Origin of the sequence: Kumtagia ephedrae (genome assembly GCF_003012745.1) — a bacterium.
Lineage (GTDB): Bacteria > Pseudomonadota > Alphaproteobacteria > Rhizobiales > Rhizobiaceae > Kumtagia > Kumtagia ephedrae.
In genome coordinates this window covers 185,879-200,442 of sequence record NZ_PXYK01000003.1, presented here as the reverse complement: position 1 = coordinate 200,442, position 14,564 = coordinate 185,879, and the positions used below count along the sequence as shown (strand labels likewise).

Below are 14,564 nucleotides of genomic sequence, written 5' to 3'. Positions count from 1 at the left end.
GTCCCCCTCCCCCTTGTGGGGAGGGGCTAGGGGTGGGGGTACCTTGATTTGCCACTGCCTCGCCCACAAGAATGTCAATCCTCATAGCTGTGCCCCGCCCTCAAGCCGTCGCGCACGCGCGCCGCGATCTCAAGAAACTCAGGCGTCTCGCGGATGTCGAGCGGGCGCTCGCGCGGCAGCGTCGATTCGATCACGTCGGTTACGCGCCCGGGGCGCGGCGACATCACCACGATGCGGGTGGAGAGATAGACGGCTTCCGGAATGGAATGGGTGACGAAGCAGATGGTCTTGGTGGTGCGCGCCCACAGCTCGAGGAGCTGCTGGTTGAGATGATCGCGCACGATCTCGTCGAGCGCCCCGAACGGCTCGTCCATCAGCAGGAGGTCGGCGTCGAAGGCGAGCGCCCGGGCGATCGAGGCGCGCTGCTGCATGCCGCCGGAGAGCTGCCACGGATATTTCTTCTCGAAGCCGGTGAGATTGACCATGTCGAGGGTGCGGCGGACCCGCTCCCTGCGGTCGGCTTCTGCGAGCCCCATGACCTCCAGCGGCAGCGCCACGTTCTTCTCGATGGTGCGCCAGGGAAACAGCGCCGCCGCCTGGAAGACGTAGCCGTAGGCCCGCGCCTCGCGCGCCTGCTCTGGCGTCATGCCGTTGACCAGGATGGAGCCGGCGGTCGGCTTCTCCAGGTCGGCGATGACGCGCAGGAAGGTCGTCTTGCCGCAGCCCGACGGTCCGATGAAGGAGACGAACTCGCCCTTGCCGATGGTGAGGTCGACGTTGGAGAGGGCGTTGACGGGTCCGTCATTGGTCTGGAAGGTAAGCGACAGGCCGCTTGCGGAAACCACGGGTGAGGTCATGCTGCTCATCTTGCTGGGCCGGCACGCGGCGACTGGACGGAAACGGATCGCGCCACCGATTTGAACAACGGCGGCGGGCCGACTGCAAGCGGCGGACGCCGCGTCGCGACGAAAGGCTGGGGGAAAGCGAATGGATCAGTCACCGAAACCGATCTGCCGGCTGCTGCGGCCCGACAGCACCTATGACGGGAAGCAGGGTTTCAGCTATTTCGAGGGCATCGCCCGCGAGACCGTCGGCGCGCAGGGCATCTGCATGCATCTGCTCACCGTGCCGCCCGGCAAGCGCGCCAAGGCACATATGCACGAGAGCCACGAGACGGCGATCTACGTGCTCTCCGGCGAGGTCCACACCTGGTACGGGGACGCTCTGGAACATGTGCAGGTCGCCCGCGCCGGCGATCTGTTCTACATCCCGGCCGGCGTGCCGCACCTGCCCGCCAATCTCTCCTCCGAGCCCGCCTCGGCGGTGATCGCCCGCACCGATCCGCACGAGCAGGAGAGCGTCGTGCTGCTGCCGCATCTGGATGCGCTGGTGCCGGCGCCTAATCCGGAGAGTAGCCTTGCTTCAACGGATCAAGGTCCAGCATCATCATGAGAGCCAGGTCGATCCGACGCAGGGAGTCGCGATCCAGCTTGCCGATATGCTGATGTATCCTGTGCTCAGGTATTGCATAAAGCTTGTCGACCATGACCTTGGACGCTTGTTTCAGGCCATTTCGGCGCAACGTCGACGCGCAACAGCTTTGCGCCTTCGTCGAAGGTCGCCATAAGAGCGATGATGTAACTTTCCAGTCGCCCTTCCAGCCTGTCATTCTGCAGACAACGGCCGGTCTCGGTTTGCCATAGTCGCCCGGAAGCGAAACGATGACGATGTCCCCGCGCTTCACCGGCCATTCTCTTCCATTTCTTCAATGAGCCGCATGGTTTCCCGGGCGGCTCCCTCCACCCAGAGGTTAACGTCGGCCCGACCGCCGCGAAAACCATCGCCAGTGCGCCGCTCGCGACCGGGGACAAAACCGTCATCGACAGGACATCGAGCCGTCGCCTCACCGTCACCACCCATTCATGGCGGGGCCATAGGGTCGCTTCCGCAACCCTTTCCGGAGGCCGACATGGCGGACGAAACCAACACCCTCGTTTACGAACAAACCCCTTCCCCGGCCGCATCCGAGGAAATCGATGCGGCCGCCCGGCTGCAGATTGAAGCCGGCGAGGCGGTCGAACAAGCCGCAACCGACGTCGAGGAAGACGAAGCCGCTGCCGAGGCCGACGAGGAATCCGGCGGCACCGAAAGCAAGGACGACGAGTCCGAAGACGACGATGATGATGATGACGACAAGGAAGAGGACGGCGGCGACAAGGACGAAGACGAGGGCAAGGACAAGTAACGCCCTCGGGCACGCTCTTACGCCTCTTATCTGTCGGATGCACCGGCCCACGCCGCGCCAGGCCGAATCATCGTCGGAGGAAGCGCGGCGAAGGGCTTGAGCGGGTTCATCTTTCCCGCCGGAGGCTGCGGGCCAGCGGCAGCATGAAGTCGCGCGTCAGCGCCGCGAGTGGCAGGTCGGCCGGCGCGTGCGGATCCACCCAGGCGAGCTCCTCGATCTCGCCGGAAACGCCGACCGGCCGGTCGTGCCCGAAGGCGAACACATGCGCCTCGACGGTGCGGCCCGGCTGGTGGGCGGCGGGAGCCCGGAACACGCCGTGGTCGGAGACCTGCGAAAGGTCCGGCAGCGTCACGCCGATCTCCTCGATCAGCTCGCGCGCCAGCGCCTGCACGGGCGTCTCGCCGGGATCGATCTTGCCGCCCGGCTGCATGAACTCGACCGTGCCGCGTTTGCGCACGGTGAGCATCCGGCCATCGCGATCGAGCAGGATTGCCGCGGCAATGACGATTGGCTCCTCCATCAGCGGCGGACGGCGCTCAGGGGACGATCTCGGCCGTCTCGACCACCGCGTGGAACAGCACGTCGGCGCCGGCGGCGGCCCATTCCTTTGAGATGTCCTCGGCCTCGTTGTGCGACAGCCCGTCGACGCAGGGGCAGAACACCATCGCCGTCGGGGCGACGCGGTTGATCCAGCAGGCGTCGTGGCCGGCGCCCGAGACGATGTTGCGATGCGTGTAGCCGAGCCGTTCGGCGGCGTCGCGCACCGCCTTCACGCAGGTCTCGTCGAAGGTGACGGGGTCGAAATGGCCGACCTGCTCGATCTCGTATTTTATGTCGAGCGCCTCGCAGATCAGCTCGATGCCCTCGCGGATGCGCTGATCCATGGCATCCAGCACCTCCTTTTCGGGCGAGCGGATGTCGATGGTGAACACGGTGCGGCCGGCGATGATGTTGCGCGAGTTGGGGTAGACCTCCATGTGGCCGATCGCGCCGACGGCGTCGGGCTGGTAGTCCATCGCCACCTCGTGCGCCATCTCGGTGATGCGCGCCATGCCGAGCCCGGCGTTGCGCCGCTTCGGCATCGGGGTGGAGCCGGTGTGGCTCTCCTTGCCGGTCAGCGTCACCTGTAGCCATTTCAGGCCCTGGCCGTGGGTGACCACGCCGATGTCGATGCCCTCGTCCTCGAGGATCGGCCCCTGCTCGATATGCAGCTCGAAGAAGGCCTTCATCCTGCGCTCGCCGACCGGCTCGTCGCCCTTCCAGCCGATGCGCTCCAGCTCGTCGCCGAAGCGTTTGCCCTTGGCGTCTTTCCGGTCATAGGCCCAGTCCTGCTCGTGCACGCCGGCGAACACGCCGGACGCCAGCATGGCCGGCGCGAAGCGGGTGCCTTCCTCGTTGGTCCAGTTGGTGACGACGATCGGGTGTTTTGTCCTGATGCCGAGGTCGTCGAGGGTGCGGATCACCTCCAGGCCGCCGAGAACGCCGAGCACGCCGTCGAATTTTCCGCCGGTGGGCTGGGTGTCGAGATGGCTGCCGACATAGACCGGCAGCACGTCGGGGTCGGTGCCCTCGCGGCGGGCGAACATGGTGCCCATCCGGTCCACCGCGACCTCCAGCCCGGCCGCCTCGCACCAGCGCTTGAACAGGTGCCGCCCCTCGCCGTCCTCGTCGGTGAGCGTCTGGCGGTTGTTGCCGCCGGCGACGCCGGGGCCGATCTTCGCCATCTCCATGAGCGAATCCCACAAACGGTCTGGATTGATTCGCAGATTTTCGCCGGGGGCTGCCATGGGTCAGGACCTCGTTGGGTGGGTGGGATGGCAGTTCGCAGAGGCGGGCGCCCCTTCGCACCCCCCTCTGTCCTGAGCTTGTCGAATGGGCCGGACATCTCCCCCGCAAGGGGGGAGATCAGCCGTCAGTTCCGATTTCGCCAATCGGCTAGGTCGCAGGATGGGCGCCGACAAGGCGGTCGTCCAATCGCCCCCCTTGAGGGGGAGATGTCCGGCCCATTCGACAAGCTCAGGACAGAGGGGGGTGCGAAGGGGCGCCAACGCTACTTCAACTCCACCTCGACGAACGCCATCGGCGCGTCGCCGCCGTTGATCACGTTGTGCTCGACGCCCTCGTCGCGGCGGTAGGCGACGCCGGCCTCGAAGTCGACGCGCCGGGTCCCGCCGCCGGGCTCCTCCAGAAGCATCGAGCACGGCGTGACCGTGGTGATGACATAGTCCATGCCGTGCCGGTGCCAGCCGGTTTCGGCGCCGGGCGCAAAATCCCAGCGCGTCACCTTCACGCGGTCGTCGTCGACCAGGACCGTCGGACGGGCGACCTCGCGCGCGATCATCATCAGTCGATCATCCTCAAAACTTCGCGGATGTGGTCGATCAGCTCGTTGATCTGGCCCTTGGTGATGATCAGCGGCGGCGACAGCGCGATGATGTCGCCGGTGGTGCGGATCAGCGCGCCGCGCTCATAGGCCTTGAGGAAGGCCGAGAAGGCACGCTTGGTCGGCTGGCCGGCGATGGGCGCAAGCTCGATCGCGCCGATCAGGCCGATGTTGCGGATGTCGATGACATGCGGCTCGCCCTTCAGCGAATGCAGCGCGTCCTCCCAGTAGGGCGCGAGCTCGGCGCCGCGCGTCAGCAGCCCCTCCTCCTTGTAGGTGTCGAGCGTGCCCAGCGCGGCGGCGCAGGCGATCGGGTTTCCCGAATAGGTGTAGCCGTGGAAGAACTCGATCAGATGCTCCGGCCCGGTCATGAAGGCGTCGTGGATCTGCTTGGTGGCGAACACCGCGCCCATCGGGATGACGCCGTTGGTGACGCCCTTGGCCGTGGTGATGATGTCGGGCTGCACGCCGAAATAGTCGGCGGCGAACGGCGTGCCGAGGCGGCCGAAGCCGGTGATGACCTCGTCGAAGATCAGCAGGATGCCGTGCTTCGTGCAGATCTCGCGCAGCTTCTGCAGGTAGCCTTTCGGCGGGATCAGCACGCCGGTGGAGCCGGCGACCGGCTCGACGATGACGGCGGCGATGGTCGAGGCGTCGTGCAGGGCGACGATGCGCTCCAGCTCGTTGGCGAGTTCGGCGCCATGCTCCGGCTCGCCGCGCGTGAACGCGTTCTTCTCCGGCAGATGCGTGTGCGGTAGGTGGTCGACGCCGGTCAGCAGCGAGCCGAACATTTTTCGGTTGTTGACGATGCCGCCGACCGAGATGCCGCCGAAATTGACGCCGTGATAGCCGCGCTCGCGGCCGATGAGGCGGGTGCGCGCGCCATCGCCCTTCGCCCGGTGATAGGCGATCGCCATCTTCAGCGCCGTCTCGACCGATTCCGAGCCGGAATTGGTATAGAAGACGTGCTCCATGCCGGCCGGCGCGACGTCGACCAGCCGGTTGGACAGCTCGAACACGGCGGGATGGCCCATCTGGAAGGCCGGCGCATAGTCGAGCTCGGCCGCCTGAGCCTGGATCGCCTCGGTGATCTTCGGCCGGCAATGGCCGGCGTTGACGCACCACAGGCCGGCCGTGCCGTCCAGCACCTTGCGGCCGTCGCTGGTGGTGTAGTGCATGTCCTTGGAGGCGACGAACATGCGCGGCGCCTGCTTGAACTGGCGGTTCGCCGTGAACGGCATCCAGAAGGCGCTGAGATCGTTCGGCGCGACTTTCAATCTGTTGGACATGACCAAGCCTTTCCCAGAAATTCCCCGTTGAGCTAACGGCCGACGCTTGGTCTATGCGGCGTTTGATGCTACGCAAATTTTGACCGATTGGACAAACGTTAGCACCGCCGGATCGGCGGTCAAGACAATAGTAGCGGAAATGCCGCGCAGAAATCGCGCTCCACAGCAGGTCGGCAAACTGGTCCAGAGAATTGGGCCAGGAAACCGTTTTCCTCAATCGGAATAAGGTGGGTTCCTGAATGGAAAGCGCAGCGCGCAGGCCCCGCACCCGCATCCAGCAGGAGAAGCGGGAGCTTATCCTGGAGGCGGCGCTGGAAGTGTTTTCCGTCAACGGCTTCCGCGGCTCGACGGTCGACCAGATCGCCGAGGCGGCGGGCATGTCCAAGCCGAACCTGCTCTATTATTTCCGCAGCAAGGAAGACATCCACGTCACGCTGATGCAGCGGCTGCTCGACACCTGGCTGGCGCCGCTGCGCGAGCTCGACGACGTCGGCGACCCGATGACGGAGCTGCGCAGCTATATCAGACGCAAGCTGGAGATGGCGCGCGATTTTCCGCGCGAGAGCCGGCTGTTCGCCAACGAAATTCTGCAGGGCGCGCCGCGCGTCATGCCGATGCTGGAAGGCGAGTTGAAGGTGCTGGTGGACGAGAAGGTGGGGGTGATCAAGGGCTGGATGCGCGCCGGCAAGATCGCCCGCACCGATCCCTACCACCTGATCTTCTCGATCTGGGCGACCACGCAGCACTATGCCGATTTCGACGTGCAGGTGCGCGCCGTGCTCGGCCCCGACCGGGGCGCAGACGGCCGCTTCGAGGACGCCGCGCGGTTTCTGGAGCAGCTCTATCTGAACGGACTGAAGCCGGCTCGCTAGCGGCTTGACGGGCCTGCGTGCCGTCGCAAGGATGCCTAATGGCCGGCGAAATGAACAACAGGACTTTGATTGCGCTGCGGCGCCTTGCGGCAAGGCATTCGCAGGCGGCCTGCGAGGTAGACGATCTCGTTCAGGACGTGCTTCTCGCCGCTATCGGCAGCGGCCGCCGCTGCGCCGGTCCCGGCTTTCTCGCCTGGGCGCGGGGCGCGATCAGGAACCATGCCAAATTCGTCGCGCGGGGCGCGGCAAGGCGGCGGTTTCGCGAGCGTCTGTTCGCCGATGTCCATGCCGCCGCCGCAATGCCTCTGCCGCGTCTGCCCGACGACGCGATCGAGGTCCTGCCGCCGGCCCAGCGCGTCGTCGCCCGCCTCATCAACGCCGGCATGAACCGCCGCGAGATCGGCTTCCTGCTCGCACTGAGCGAGGTCGCGCTGCGCCAGAGGCTGACCGGGCTGCGCCGTTCGCTGCGGCTGCATGGAACCGCGCCGGATTATGAACGGCCAGAGCCATTTGAAGGGGACGGCCCTGCCCGGCGCGCCCTGAAGGCAGCCATTCCGGTTGTACCACCGCGCAGCTTCGCCATCCGCGACCCCGACGGCACGCCGATTTTCTTTTCTGTCCGGGCTCACATTTTGGCCGGCGGCGGCAACTCTATGCGTCAACACCATGGAGAGACCCAATGACCGTCAAGCTCAACGGCGTGACCATCATCTTCAACGTCACCGACCTCGACCGCACCAACAAATTCTACCGCACCCATCTCGGCCTCGATTTCGTCCGCTACGAGGAGGCCGGTTCCACGTTCCTGATGACCAAGATCGGTCCGGACATCGACGTGATGGCGTTTCGCGGCGACCCCAGGCCCGGCAATACGCCGAATGTCGTCTTCGGCCTGGCGGAAGGCGGCATAGACGGCTTCGTCGAACGCCTGGCGGCGGCCGGCGTCGAGATCGTGACACCGGTGTCGGAGGCGCCGGACGGTCTCTATGCGGACTTTCGCGATCCCGACGGCCACACGGTGTCGGTCTACCAGCCGGCGACGCTGCCGCGCAGCTAGGCGGCGGCTCCCGAGGACGCGATGACCTGGCGGCCGGCCGGCTTGGTATCCTGGCAGGTGACCAAACTGGCCACCTGGGTCAGAATTTGCTACCGGCGGGCATTGTCCTGACCGTCGGTGCCGCCCGCCAGCGGGGAGAGATGCCCAAGTTTCACCGATTTCGCCAACCGAAGGCTGGCGATTGGCGAAGCGTTGCGGGCAGCCACTCTCTCCCCGCACGCGGCGAGATGTCCGGCAGGACAGTGAGGGGCAGTGCCGACGACGAGGAAATGACCTTTGATTTCATACCGCCGCGATCAGCAGCCCGCCGGCGAGCGCGACGTTACTGACCCAGCCGTTGATCTTGGCGGCCCGGTCCGGTCCCGCGACATCCCAGAAATTGTGGAACATCGGCGTGGCGGCGATCAGGAAGACGATCAGCGCCGCGGCGGCATAGGGCACCAGGATGCCGGCGGCGAACAGCACGCCGGCAACAATCTGCAGCACGATGCCGGCATAGAGCGCCGTGCCTGCCATCGGCACGCCGCGCGCCTCCATCAAACCACCCACCAGCGACGCGTTCATGACGTTGCGGATACCGGCGAAGACGAAGGCGCCGCCGAGCAGGATGCGGCCGATGACCACCAACGCGGTCGTCATGTCGGATTCCATCGTCTCCTCCTTGGTATCGCGCGCGGCACGGTTGCGCAGCGCCGTTCTCGGCGCGATCTCACGCCGCCTGCGCCTGCCGGTCGATCGGGTGCTGCGACCGGAAGCCGACGGCGAGCCGGTTCCAGCCGTTGATGGCGACGATCAGCATGGTCAGCTGCACGATCTCCTCGTCGGAAAAATGCTGCTTCAGCGGCTCGTAGAACGCGTCGTCGGCGCGGCTCTGCGGCAAAAGCGTCAGCGCCTCCGTCCATTCCAGCGCTGCCCGCTCGCGCTCGCTGTAGAGCGGGCTTTCGCGCCAGGCGCTGATCAGGTGCAGGCGCTGCTCGGTCTCGCCGTCCCTGCGCGCTTCCTTGACATGCATGTCGACGCAATAGGCGCAGCCATTGATTTGCGAGGCCCTGAGCTTCACCAGGTGCAGCAGCATGTGGTCGAAGCCGGACTCCTTCACCGCAGTCTCGAGCCCCACCATCGCCTTCATCAGCTCCGGCGCCTTGGCGTAATAGTTCATGCGCGTTTTCATGGCTTTTTCCTTTCGTGGTCGGGACTCGGATGGAACTGTTCAGCGCGGCATGCGCTGGCTGCGTTCGAGGAAGGCGCAGCTGAACGCCACTGCCCTGGGGTCGGCGTCGGCCACGTACCCCTCGATCAGGTCGGACAATTTTGTTTCGGCGAGCACCGCCCGGTAAGCGCGCTCGGCCCGCAGCATGGCGGCGTTGATGCCGCACGGCTTGTTGTAGGCGGCCGGCTCCAGCGCGCCCGGACCCTTCTGGCGGATCTCCAGGCAGCGGAAGGCCGGCTGCGGTCCCTCGATGGCGAGCACCACGTCGAGCAGGCTGATCTTTTCGACGCCGCGCGCCAGCCGGTAGCCGCCGGCCGGCCCCGGCACCGATTCCAGGATTTTTGCCGCGACGAGGCCCTTCAGGTGCTTCAGCAAATAGCTGCCGGAGACGCCGTGATATTCGGCGAGCGCCGAGCCCGGCAGGGTCGCCCCGTCCGGCAGGTCGGCCAGCACGATCGCCGAATGGATCGCCGCCTCCACACCTTCGCTCAGCTTCATCTCGCCCTCATAATCATGGATAAATTATATCATGGATATATCATGTCCTCAATGGAAGGAGATAGTCTCCTGACACATCGTGACAGCCGCTTTCGCCAGCTCGAATCCATCCTTGCCGGCGGCTGTTCACCCGGCAGCCGAGGAGAGCGAGGTTGACATTCGGCTCGCGGACTTCTCAATCTCCGGCACGAAACAGGGAGAACGATGATGGCCTTTTCAATCACCCGACGCGCCTTCACGGCAGGTGCCGCCTTGCTCGCCGCCGGAGCCGGCGCGGGACGCGCCTTCGCCCAGCAGGCTTTCTTCCGGATCGGCACCGGCGGCACGTCCGGCACCTATTACCCGATCGGCGGACTGATCGCGAACGCCATCTCCGCAACCGGGCCGAACGGCGTGCAAGGTCTGGTCGCCACCGCCGTCTCGTCGAACGGCTCGGTGGCCAACATCAATGCCATCCAGAGCGGGGCGTCCGAATCCGGCTTTTCGCAGTCCGACGTCGCCTTCTGGGCGCATTCAGGCACCGGCCTCTACGAAGGCAAGGGCAAGGTCGAGGACCTGCGCCTGATCGCCACGCTCTATCCTGAAACCCTGCACGTGGTGGCGCGCGCCGACGCCGGCATCAAGTCGATCGCCGACCTGAAGGGAAAGCGCGTTTCGATCGACGAGCCCGGCTCGGGCACGATCGTTGACGCCCGCATCGTGCTCGGCGCCTTCGGCATCACCGAGAAGGATATCAGCCCCGAACATCTGAAGCCCGGCCCGTCCGGCGAGAAGATGCGCGACGGCGCGCTCGACGCCTTCTTCTTCGTCGGCGGGTTTCCGGCTGGCGCGATCACGGAACTGGCGGCGTCCACGCCGATCACCCTCATCCCGGTGGAGGGGCCGGAGGTCGACAAGCTGCTCGGCGAATACAAGTTCTTTTCGGCCAATACGGTGCCGGCCGAAACCTACAAGGGCGTGCCGGAGATCAAGACGCTGGCCGTCGCCGCGCAATGGGTCACCAGTGCCAAGCAGCCGGACGACCTCGTCTACAACATCACCAAGTCGCTCTACAGCGAAGGCACCCGCAAGGCGCTTGACGCCGGCCACGCCAAGGGCAAGCAGATCACCCTGGAGAACGCGATCACCGGCGCCGGCATCCCGTTCCATGCTGGAGCGGAAAAATTCTACAAGGAAGCAGGCGTTCTGAAGTAAGCTGACACGGGTTCGATCGACCCTCCGGGGCGGAAAGCCGGCTTTCCGCCCCGTTTGCATTACGAGGCCGACGGCATGATCCGATGACGGAAAAGAACCAGGACGACGTTCATCTCGCGCCGATGGAGCTTGACGAGGCGAAAGCGCGCGAGCTTGAGGAAAAATTCGATTCCGAGATCCGCTTCCGCCCGCTTTCGCGGACGGCGATGTGGATCGTCGGGGGGCTGCTGATCGTCCTGTCGATCTTCCACTACTACACCGCCGGCTTCGGCCTGCTGCCGGAAATGATCCACCGGGGCATCCACCTCTCGCTCGTGCTTGCCCTCGTCTTCCTCGTCTTTCCCGCCTGGAGAGCCGGCTACGACCAGCCGGCCGCTTCCACCCTGTTGCGACCGCTCGGCATCCCTATCCTCGACTGGGCGCTTGCCATCCTCGCCGTCGTCGCGGTGGCGCATGTGCCGCTCATCCCGCTCGACGACCTTGCGTTCCGGGTCGGCAATCCGACCCGCACGGACGTGATCCTCGGCGGGGCGCTCATCCTGCTGCTGCTGGAGGCGACGCGCCGCTCCGTCGGCTGGCCCTTGCCGATCATCGCGCTGATCTTCATGGGGTACGCCCTGTTCGGGCCCTGGATGCCGAGCATCCTCGTCCATCCCGGCGCGACCGTCCCGCAGCTCGTCGACCACCTCTACCTGACCACCCAGGGCATCTACGGCATCGCGCTGGGCGTGGTTGCGACCTACGTCTTCCATTTCGTTCTGTTCGGCGTGTTTGCGACGCGGATCGGGCTCGGCCAGCTTTTCCTCGACTGCGCCGCCTTCGTTGCGGGACGGTTCGCCGGCGGCCCGGCAAAAGTGTCGATCTTCGGCTCGGCGCTGTTCGGGATGATCTCCGGCTCGTCGGTCGCCAACACAGTCACCGTCGGCTCGCTGACCATCCCGGCGATGATCCGCCTCGGCTACAAAAGGCCGTTCGCCGCCGCGGTCGAGGCGGCCTCCTCGACCGGCGGCCAGATCACCCCGCCGATCATGGGCGCCGCGGCGTTCCTGATGATCGAGTTCCTGGAACTGCCCTACACCACCATCATCCTGGCGGCGATCGTCCCGGCCTTCATGCATTTCTTCGGCGTTCTCATGCAGGTGCATTTCGAGGCCAAGCGCAACGGCCTGCGCGGCCTGCGTCCCGACGAGATGCCGGACATCGTCGACGCGCTGAAGCGCGACTGGCCGACTATCATCCCGCTGGTCGTGCTGATCGGCGTGCTGCTTTCCGGCTACACGCCCTATCTCGCCGCCTTCTGGGGCATCACGCTCTGTATCCTCGTCGGCCTGCTCAATCCGCGCCGCCGCCTCACCATCGTCGAGATCTTCGAGAGCCTGCGCGACGGCGCCAAATATGCGCTGGCGGTGGGGGCGGCGGCCGCCACGGTCGGCATCGTCGTCGGCGTGGTGACGCTCACCGGTGTCGGCTTCAAGGTCTCCTTCATCGTCACCTCCACCGCCGCCCAGCTCGCCGGCGTGTTCGGGCCGCTGATGCCGTGGTTCGCCGCCAACACGCTGACGCTGCTCTTCACCCTGGTGATGACAGGCGTCGTCTGCATCCTGATGGGCTGCGGCATCCCGACGACGGCCAACTACATCATCATGGTGACCATCGCCGCCCCGGCGCTCGGCCTGCTCGGCGTGGAGCCGATCGTCGCCCACTTCTTCGTGTTTTATTACGGCGTTCTGGCAGACATAACGCCGCCGGTTGCGCTCGCCGCCTATGCGGCGGCGGGCATGGCCGGGGCCGATCCCTTCAAGACCGGCAACACGGCGTTCCGGCTGGGCCTGGGCAAGGTGCTGGTGCCGTTCGTCTTCGTCTTCTCGCCGTCGCTGCTGCTGGTCACCAAGGATTTCACCTGGCCCGATTTCGCCCTCGCCTTCGCCGGCTGCACGATCGGTATCACCTGCCTGGGCGCGGCGCTGTCGCGTTTCATGCTGGTGCGGACGAGGGCCTGGGAAAATGCGCTGCTGCTGGTCGCCGCGCTGCTGCTGGTCGCGCCCGAGCTTTATTCGACCCTGCTCGGCCTGGTGCTCATCGTGCCGGTGCTGGTCCGGCAATGGACGGCGTGGCGGACGGAACGGCCAGTGCCGTCGTGACACGCTCGCCATCGGCGACGGGTTTCCGCCTGGAAGAGCGTTGATAGCTACTCCGCCGCCACCTTGGCCATCGGGTTGTTCGGGTGCGTGGTCCAGTTGGCGTAGACCGGCGAGACCGGTTTCTGCGTGCGCTTGTCGAGCGCGCCGGCGGCCAGCGGCTCCATGGTGATGCAGCCTTCCACCGGGCAGACGTTGACGCACAGATTGCAGCCGACGCACTCCTCCTCCATCACCTCGAAGTGCCGCACGCCGTCGACCATCGCGGTGATCGCCTGGTGCGAGGTGTCCTCGCAGGCGATGTGGCAGCGGCCGCATTTGATGCAGGCGTCCTGGTCGATATGCGCCTTGGCGACGTAGTTGAGGTTGAGATACTGCCAGTCGGTGACGTTGGGCGTGGCGCGGCCGACGATCGAATCGAGCGAGGCGTGGCCCTTCTCGTCCATCCACGCCTTCAGCCCCTCGATCATCTCCTGCACGATCTTGAAGCCGTAGGTCATCGCCGCCGTGCACACCTGCACGTTGCCGGCGCCGAGCGCCATGAACTCGGCGGCGTCGCGCCAGGTGGTGATGCCGCCGATGCCGGAGATCGGCAGGCCGCGCGTTTCCGCGTCGCGGGCGATCTCGGCCACCATGTTCATGGCGATCGGCTTCACCGCCGGGCCGCAATAGCCGCCGTGAGATCCTTTGCCGTCGATGGTCGGCTCCGGCGCGAAGCTGTCGAGATCGACCGCGGTGATCGAGTTGATGGTGTTGATCAGGCTGACGGCGTCGGTGCCGCCGGCATGAGCGGCGCGCGCGGGCTTGCGGATGTCGGTGATGTTGGGCGTGAGTTTTGTGATCACCGGCATGCGGGTGTTCTGCTTGCACCAGCGCACCACCATCTCGATATATTCCGGCACCTGCCCGACCGCCGCCCCCATGCCGCGCTCGCTCATGCCGTGCGGGCAGCCGAAATTGAGCTCGATGCCGTCGGCGCCGGTGTCCTCGACCACCGGCAGGATCGCCTTCCAGGCCTCTTCCACGCACGGCACCATCAGCGAAACCACCAGCGCCCGGTCCGGCCAGTCCCGCTTGACCTGCTTGATCTCCTGAAGATTGAGCTGCAGGTCTCGGTCGGTGATGAGCTCGATGTTGTTGAGGCCGAGCAGCCGTCGGTCCGCCCCCCAGATCGCGCCGTAGCGCGGGCCGTTGACGTTGACCACAGGCGGGCCTTCCTCGCCGAGCGTCTTCCACACCACGCCGCCCCAGCCGGCCTTGAAGGCGCGGATGACGTTGTAGGCTTTGTCCGTGGGCGGCGCCGAGGCCAGCCAGAACGGGTTTGGCGATTTGATGCCGACGAAATTGTTGCGGATGTCAGCCATGGGATATCCTCCGGAGTTGGAGATTTCCTGGTGAGAGAGTATCTTCGGTGAAGGAGAAACTGTCGCCGCGAGGTCGCGAAGAATGCCCACCGAGAGACGTTTCACAATCCATCTGCTGCCCGAGCCAGAGGGTGGCTTTACCGTCCGCGTTCCGGCGCTTCCCCCGGTCGTCACCTATGGGGAGACTTACGAGGAAGCTCTCGCCAATGCGCGGGAAGCGATCGAGGCCGTCCTCGACGTCTATCGGGAAGACGGGATCGAAATCCCCCCCGACATTGAGACACGCATCGACACACTTACGATTGCAGCCTGAC

Annotated in this window: 18 protein-coding genes; 8 read left to right on the top strand and 10 right to left on the bottom strand. The window is 65.7% G+C overall.

Annotated features, from left to right (window positions below; genetic code table 11):
* Positions 1-74: 74 nt before the first annotated feature.
* On the bottom strand, positions 75-857 hold the full coding sequence (locus tag C7I84_RS04180; protein ID WP_165815975.1) for an ABC transporter ATP-binding protein: 783 nt from the start codon (positions 855-857) through the stop codon (positions 75-77).
* Positions 858-987: 130 nt separating this feature from the next.
* Between C7I84_RS04180 and C7I84_RS04175 the strand changes: the two genes are divergently transcribed.
* Complete coding sequence (locus C7I84_RS04175; RefSeq protein WP_106770887.1) at positions 988-1,452, top strand: cupin domain-containing protein; 465 nt, start codon at positions 988-990, stop codon at positions 1,450-1,452.
* On the opposite strand, the gene C7I84_RS04170 is transcribed toward C7I84_RS04175, so the two are convergent.
* Entirely contained in the window at positions 1,400-1,744 is a 345-nt protein-coding gene (locus C7I84_RS04170; protein WP_106770886.1) for a type II toxin-antitoxin system PemK/MazF family toxin, read from the bottom strand. The two genes, C7I84_RS04175 and C7I84_RS04170, sit on opposite strands and share 53 nt — an antisense overlap.
* A 225-nt stretch (positions 1,745-1,969) precedes the next feature.
* Between C7I84_RS04170 and C7I84_RS04165 the strand changes: the two genes are divergently transcribed.
* Complete coding sequence (locus C7I84_RS04165; RefSeq protein WP_106770885.1) at positions 1,970-2,245, top strand: hypothetical protein; 276 nt, start codon at positions 1,970-1,972, stop codon at positions 2,243-2,245.
* 106 nt (positions 2,246-2,351) lie between these two features.
* Here the strand turns inward: C7I84_RS04165 and C7I84_RS04160 are convergent, their stop codons facing one another.
* From C7I84_RS04160 to aptA, 4 genes are all read right to left on the bottom strand, one after another.
* Positions 2,352-2,765: an NUDIX hydrolase gene (locus C7I84_RS04160; protein WP_106770884.1), complete on the bottom strand. Its 414-nt coding sequence runs from the start codon at positions 2,763-2,765 to the stop codon at positions 2,352-2,354.
* Between the two features lie 16 nt (positions 2,766-2,781).
* Positions 2,782-4,032, bottom strand: a complete 1,251-nt coding sequence (locus C7I84_RS04155) for a Zn-dependent hydrolase (protein WP_106770883.1) — start codon at positions 4,030-4,032, stop codon at positions 2,782-2,784.
* A gap of 263 nt (positions 4,033-4,295) precedes the next feature.
* A complete protein-coding gene (locus C7I84_RS04145) occupies positions 4,296-4,589 on the bottom strand; it encodes a cupin domain-containing protein (RefSeq protein ID WP_106770882.1) in 294 nt (97 codons plus the stop codon).
* A complete protein-coding gene (gene aptA / locus C7I84_RS04140) occupies positions 4,589-5,917 on the bottom strand; it encodes an omega-aminotransferase AptA (RefSeq protein ID WP_106770881.1) in 1,329 nt (442 codons plus the stop codon). The genes C7I84_RS04145 and aptA overlap by 1 nt, the downstream gene beginning before the upstream one ends.
* A 239-nt stretch (positions 5,918-6,156) precedes the next feature.
* Between aptA and C7I84_RS04135 the strand changes: the two genes are divergently transcribed.
* From C7I84_RS04135 to C7I84_RS04125, 3 genes are read left to right on the top strand one after another with little or no spacing between them, the layout of a single operon-like run.
* Positions 6,157-6,789, top strand: coding sequence for a TetR family transcriptional regulator C-terminal domain-containing protein (locus C7I84_RS04135; protein WP_106770880.1), 633 nt, complete (start codon positions 6,157-6,159; stop codon positions 6,787-6,789).
* Between the two features lie 38 nt (positions 6,790-6,827).
* Positions 6,828-7,472 carry a sigma-70 family RNA polymerase sigma factor gene (locus C7I84_RS04130; RefSeq protein WP_106770879.1) on the top strand — a complete coding sequence of 215 codons (645 nt, stop codon included), beginning with the start codon at positions 6,828-6,830 and terminating at the stop codon, positions 7,470-7,472.
* Positions 7,469-7,846, top strand: coding sequence for a VOC family protein (locus C7I84_RS04125; protein WP_106770878.1), 378 nt, complete (start codon positions 7,469-7,471; stop codon positions 7,844-7,846). Before C7I84_RS04130 ends, C7I84_RS04125 begins: the two co-directional genes overlap by 4 nt.
* A 282-nt stretch (positions 7,847-8,128) precedes the next feature.
* On the opposite strand, the gene C7I84_RS04120 is transcribed toward C7I84_RS04125, so the two are convergent.
* The 3 genes from C7I84_RS04120 to C7I84_RS04110 are packed head-to-tail and all read right to left on the bottom strand — an operon-like array spanning position 8,129 to position 9,554.
* Positions 8,129-8,497, bottom strand: coding sequence for a DoxX family protein (locus C7I84_RS04120; RefSeq protein WP_106770877.1), 369 nt, complete (start codon positions 8,495-8,497; stop codon positions 8,129-8,131).
* Between the two features lie 58 nt (positions 8,498-8,555).
* The gene (locus C7I84_RS04115; protein ID WP_106770876.1) at positions 8,556-9,017 is read right to left on the bottom strand and encodes a carboxymuconolactone decarboxylase family protein; all 462 of its coding nucleotides are present in this window, start codon (positions 9,015-9,017) and stop codon (positions 8,556-8,558) included.
* Between the two features lie 39 nt (positions 9,018-9,056).
* Positions 9,057-9,554: an RrF2 family transcriptional regulator gene (locus tag C7I84_RS04110; RefSeq protein WP_106770875.1), complete on the bottom strand. Its 498-nt coding sequence runs from the start codon at positions 9,552-9,554 to the stop codon at positions 9,057-9,059.
* A gap of 207 nt (positions 9,555-9,761) precedes the next feature.
* On the opposite strand from C7I84_RS04110, the gene C7I84_RS04105 reads away from it, so the two are divergent.
* On the top strand, positions 9,762-10,748 hold the full coding sequence (locus C7I84_RS04105) for a TAXI family TRAP transporter solute-binding subunit (RefSeq protein ID WP_106770874.1): 987 nt from the start codon (positions 9,762-9,764) through the stop codon (positions 10,746-10,748).
* Between the two features lie 83 nt (positions 10,749-10,831).
* Positions 10,832-12,889 (top strand): TRAP transporter permease, encoded by a 2,058-nt coding sequence (locus C7I84_RS04100; RefSeq protein WP_106770873.1) that lies wholly within the window; start codon positions 10,832-10,834, stop codon positions 12,887-12,889.
* A 47-nt stretch (positions 12,890-12,936) separates the two neighbouring features.
* Here C7I84_RS04100 and preA read toward each other — a convergent pair whose 3' ends face one another.
* Positions 12,937-14,250, bottom strand: a complete 1,314-nt coding sequence (preA, locus tag C7I84_RS04095) for an NAD-dependent dihydropyrimidine dehydrogenase subunit PreA (protein WP_106770872.1) — start codon at positions 14,248-14,250, stop codon at positions 12,937-12,939.
* A gap of 82 nt (positions 14,251-14,332) precedes the next feature.
* On the opposite strand from preA, the gene C7I84_RS04090 reads away from it, so the two are divergent.
* Positions 14,333-14,563, top strand: a complete 231-nt coding sequence (locus tag C7I84_RS04090) for a type II toxin-antitoxin system HicB family antitoxin (protein WP_106770871.1) — start codon at positions 14,333-14,335, stop codon at positions 14,561-14,563.
* Position 14,564: the final 1 nt, after the last annotated feature.

Coding starts and splice junctions, on each gene's coding strand:
- preA (WP_106770872.1), bottom strand. CDS start 14,250: ATGGCTGACATCCGCAACAATTTCGTCGGCATCAAATCGCCAAACCCG.
- C7I84_RS04145 (WP_106770882.1), bottom strand. CDS start 4,589: ATGATGATCGCGCGCGAGGTCGCCCGTCCGACGGTCCTGGTCGACGAC.
- aptA (WP_106770881.1), bottom strand. CDS start 5,917: ATGTCCAACAGATTGAAAGTCGCGCCGAACGATCTCAGCGCCTTCTGG.
- C7I84_RS04100 (WP_106770873.1), top strand. CDS start 10,832: ATGACGGAAAAGAACCAGGACGACGTTCATCTCGCGCCGATGGAGCTT.
- C7I84_RS04135 (WP_106770880.1), top strand. CDS start 6,157: ATGGAAAGCGCAGCGCGCAGGCCCCGCACCCGCATCCAGCAGGAGAAG.
- C7I84_RS04090 (WP_106770871.1), top strand. CDS start 14,333: ATGCCCACCGAGAGACGTTTCACAATCCATCTGCTGCCCGAGCCAGAG.
- C7I84_RS04110 (WP_106770875.1), bottom strand. CDS start 9,554: ATGAAGCTGAGCGAAGGTGTGGAGGCGGCGATCCATTCGGCGATCGTG.
- C7I84_RS04125 (WP_106770878.1), top strand. CDS start 7,469: ATGACCGTCAAGCTCAACGGCGTGACCATCATCTTCAACGTCACCGAC.
- C7I84_RS04165 (WP_106770885.1), top strand. CDS start 1,970: ATGGCGGACGAAACCAACACCCTCGTTTACGAACAAACCCCTTCCCCG.
- C7I84_RS04120 (WP_106770877.1), bottom strand. CDS start 8,497: ATGGAATCCGACATGACGACCGCGTTGGTGGTCATCGGCCGCATCCTG.
- C7I84_RS04105 (WP_106770874.1), top strand. CDS start 9,762: ATGGCCTTTTCAATCACCCGACGCGCCTTCACGGCAGGTGCCGCCTTG.
- C7I84_RS04180 (WP_165815975.1), bottom strand. CDS start 857: ATGACCTCACCCGTGGTTTCCGCAAGCGGCCTGTCGCTTACCTTCCAG.
- C7I84_RS04175 (WP_106770887.1), top strand. CDS start 988: ATGGATCAGTCACCGAAACCGATCTGCCGGCTGCTGCGGCCCGACAGC.
- C7I84_RS04155 (WP_106770883.1), bottom strand. CDS start 4,032: ATGGCAGCCCCCGGCGAAAATCTGCGAATCAATCCAGACCGTTTGTGG.
- C7I84_RS04115 (WP_106770876.1), bottom strand. CDS start 9,017: ATGAAAACGCGCATGAACTATTACGCCAAGGCGCCGGAGCTGATGAAG.
- C7I84_RS04130 (WP_106770879.1), top strand. CDS start 6,828: ATGGCCGGCGAAATGAACAACAGGACTTTGATTGCGCTGCGGCGCCTT.
- C7I84_RS04160 (WP_106770884.1), bottom strand. CDS start 2,765: ATGGAGGAGCCAATCGTCATTGCCGCGGCAATCCTGCTCGATCGCGAT.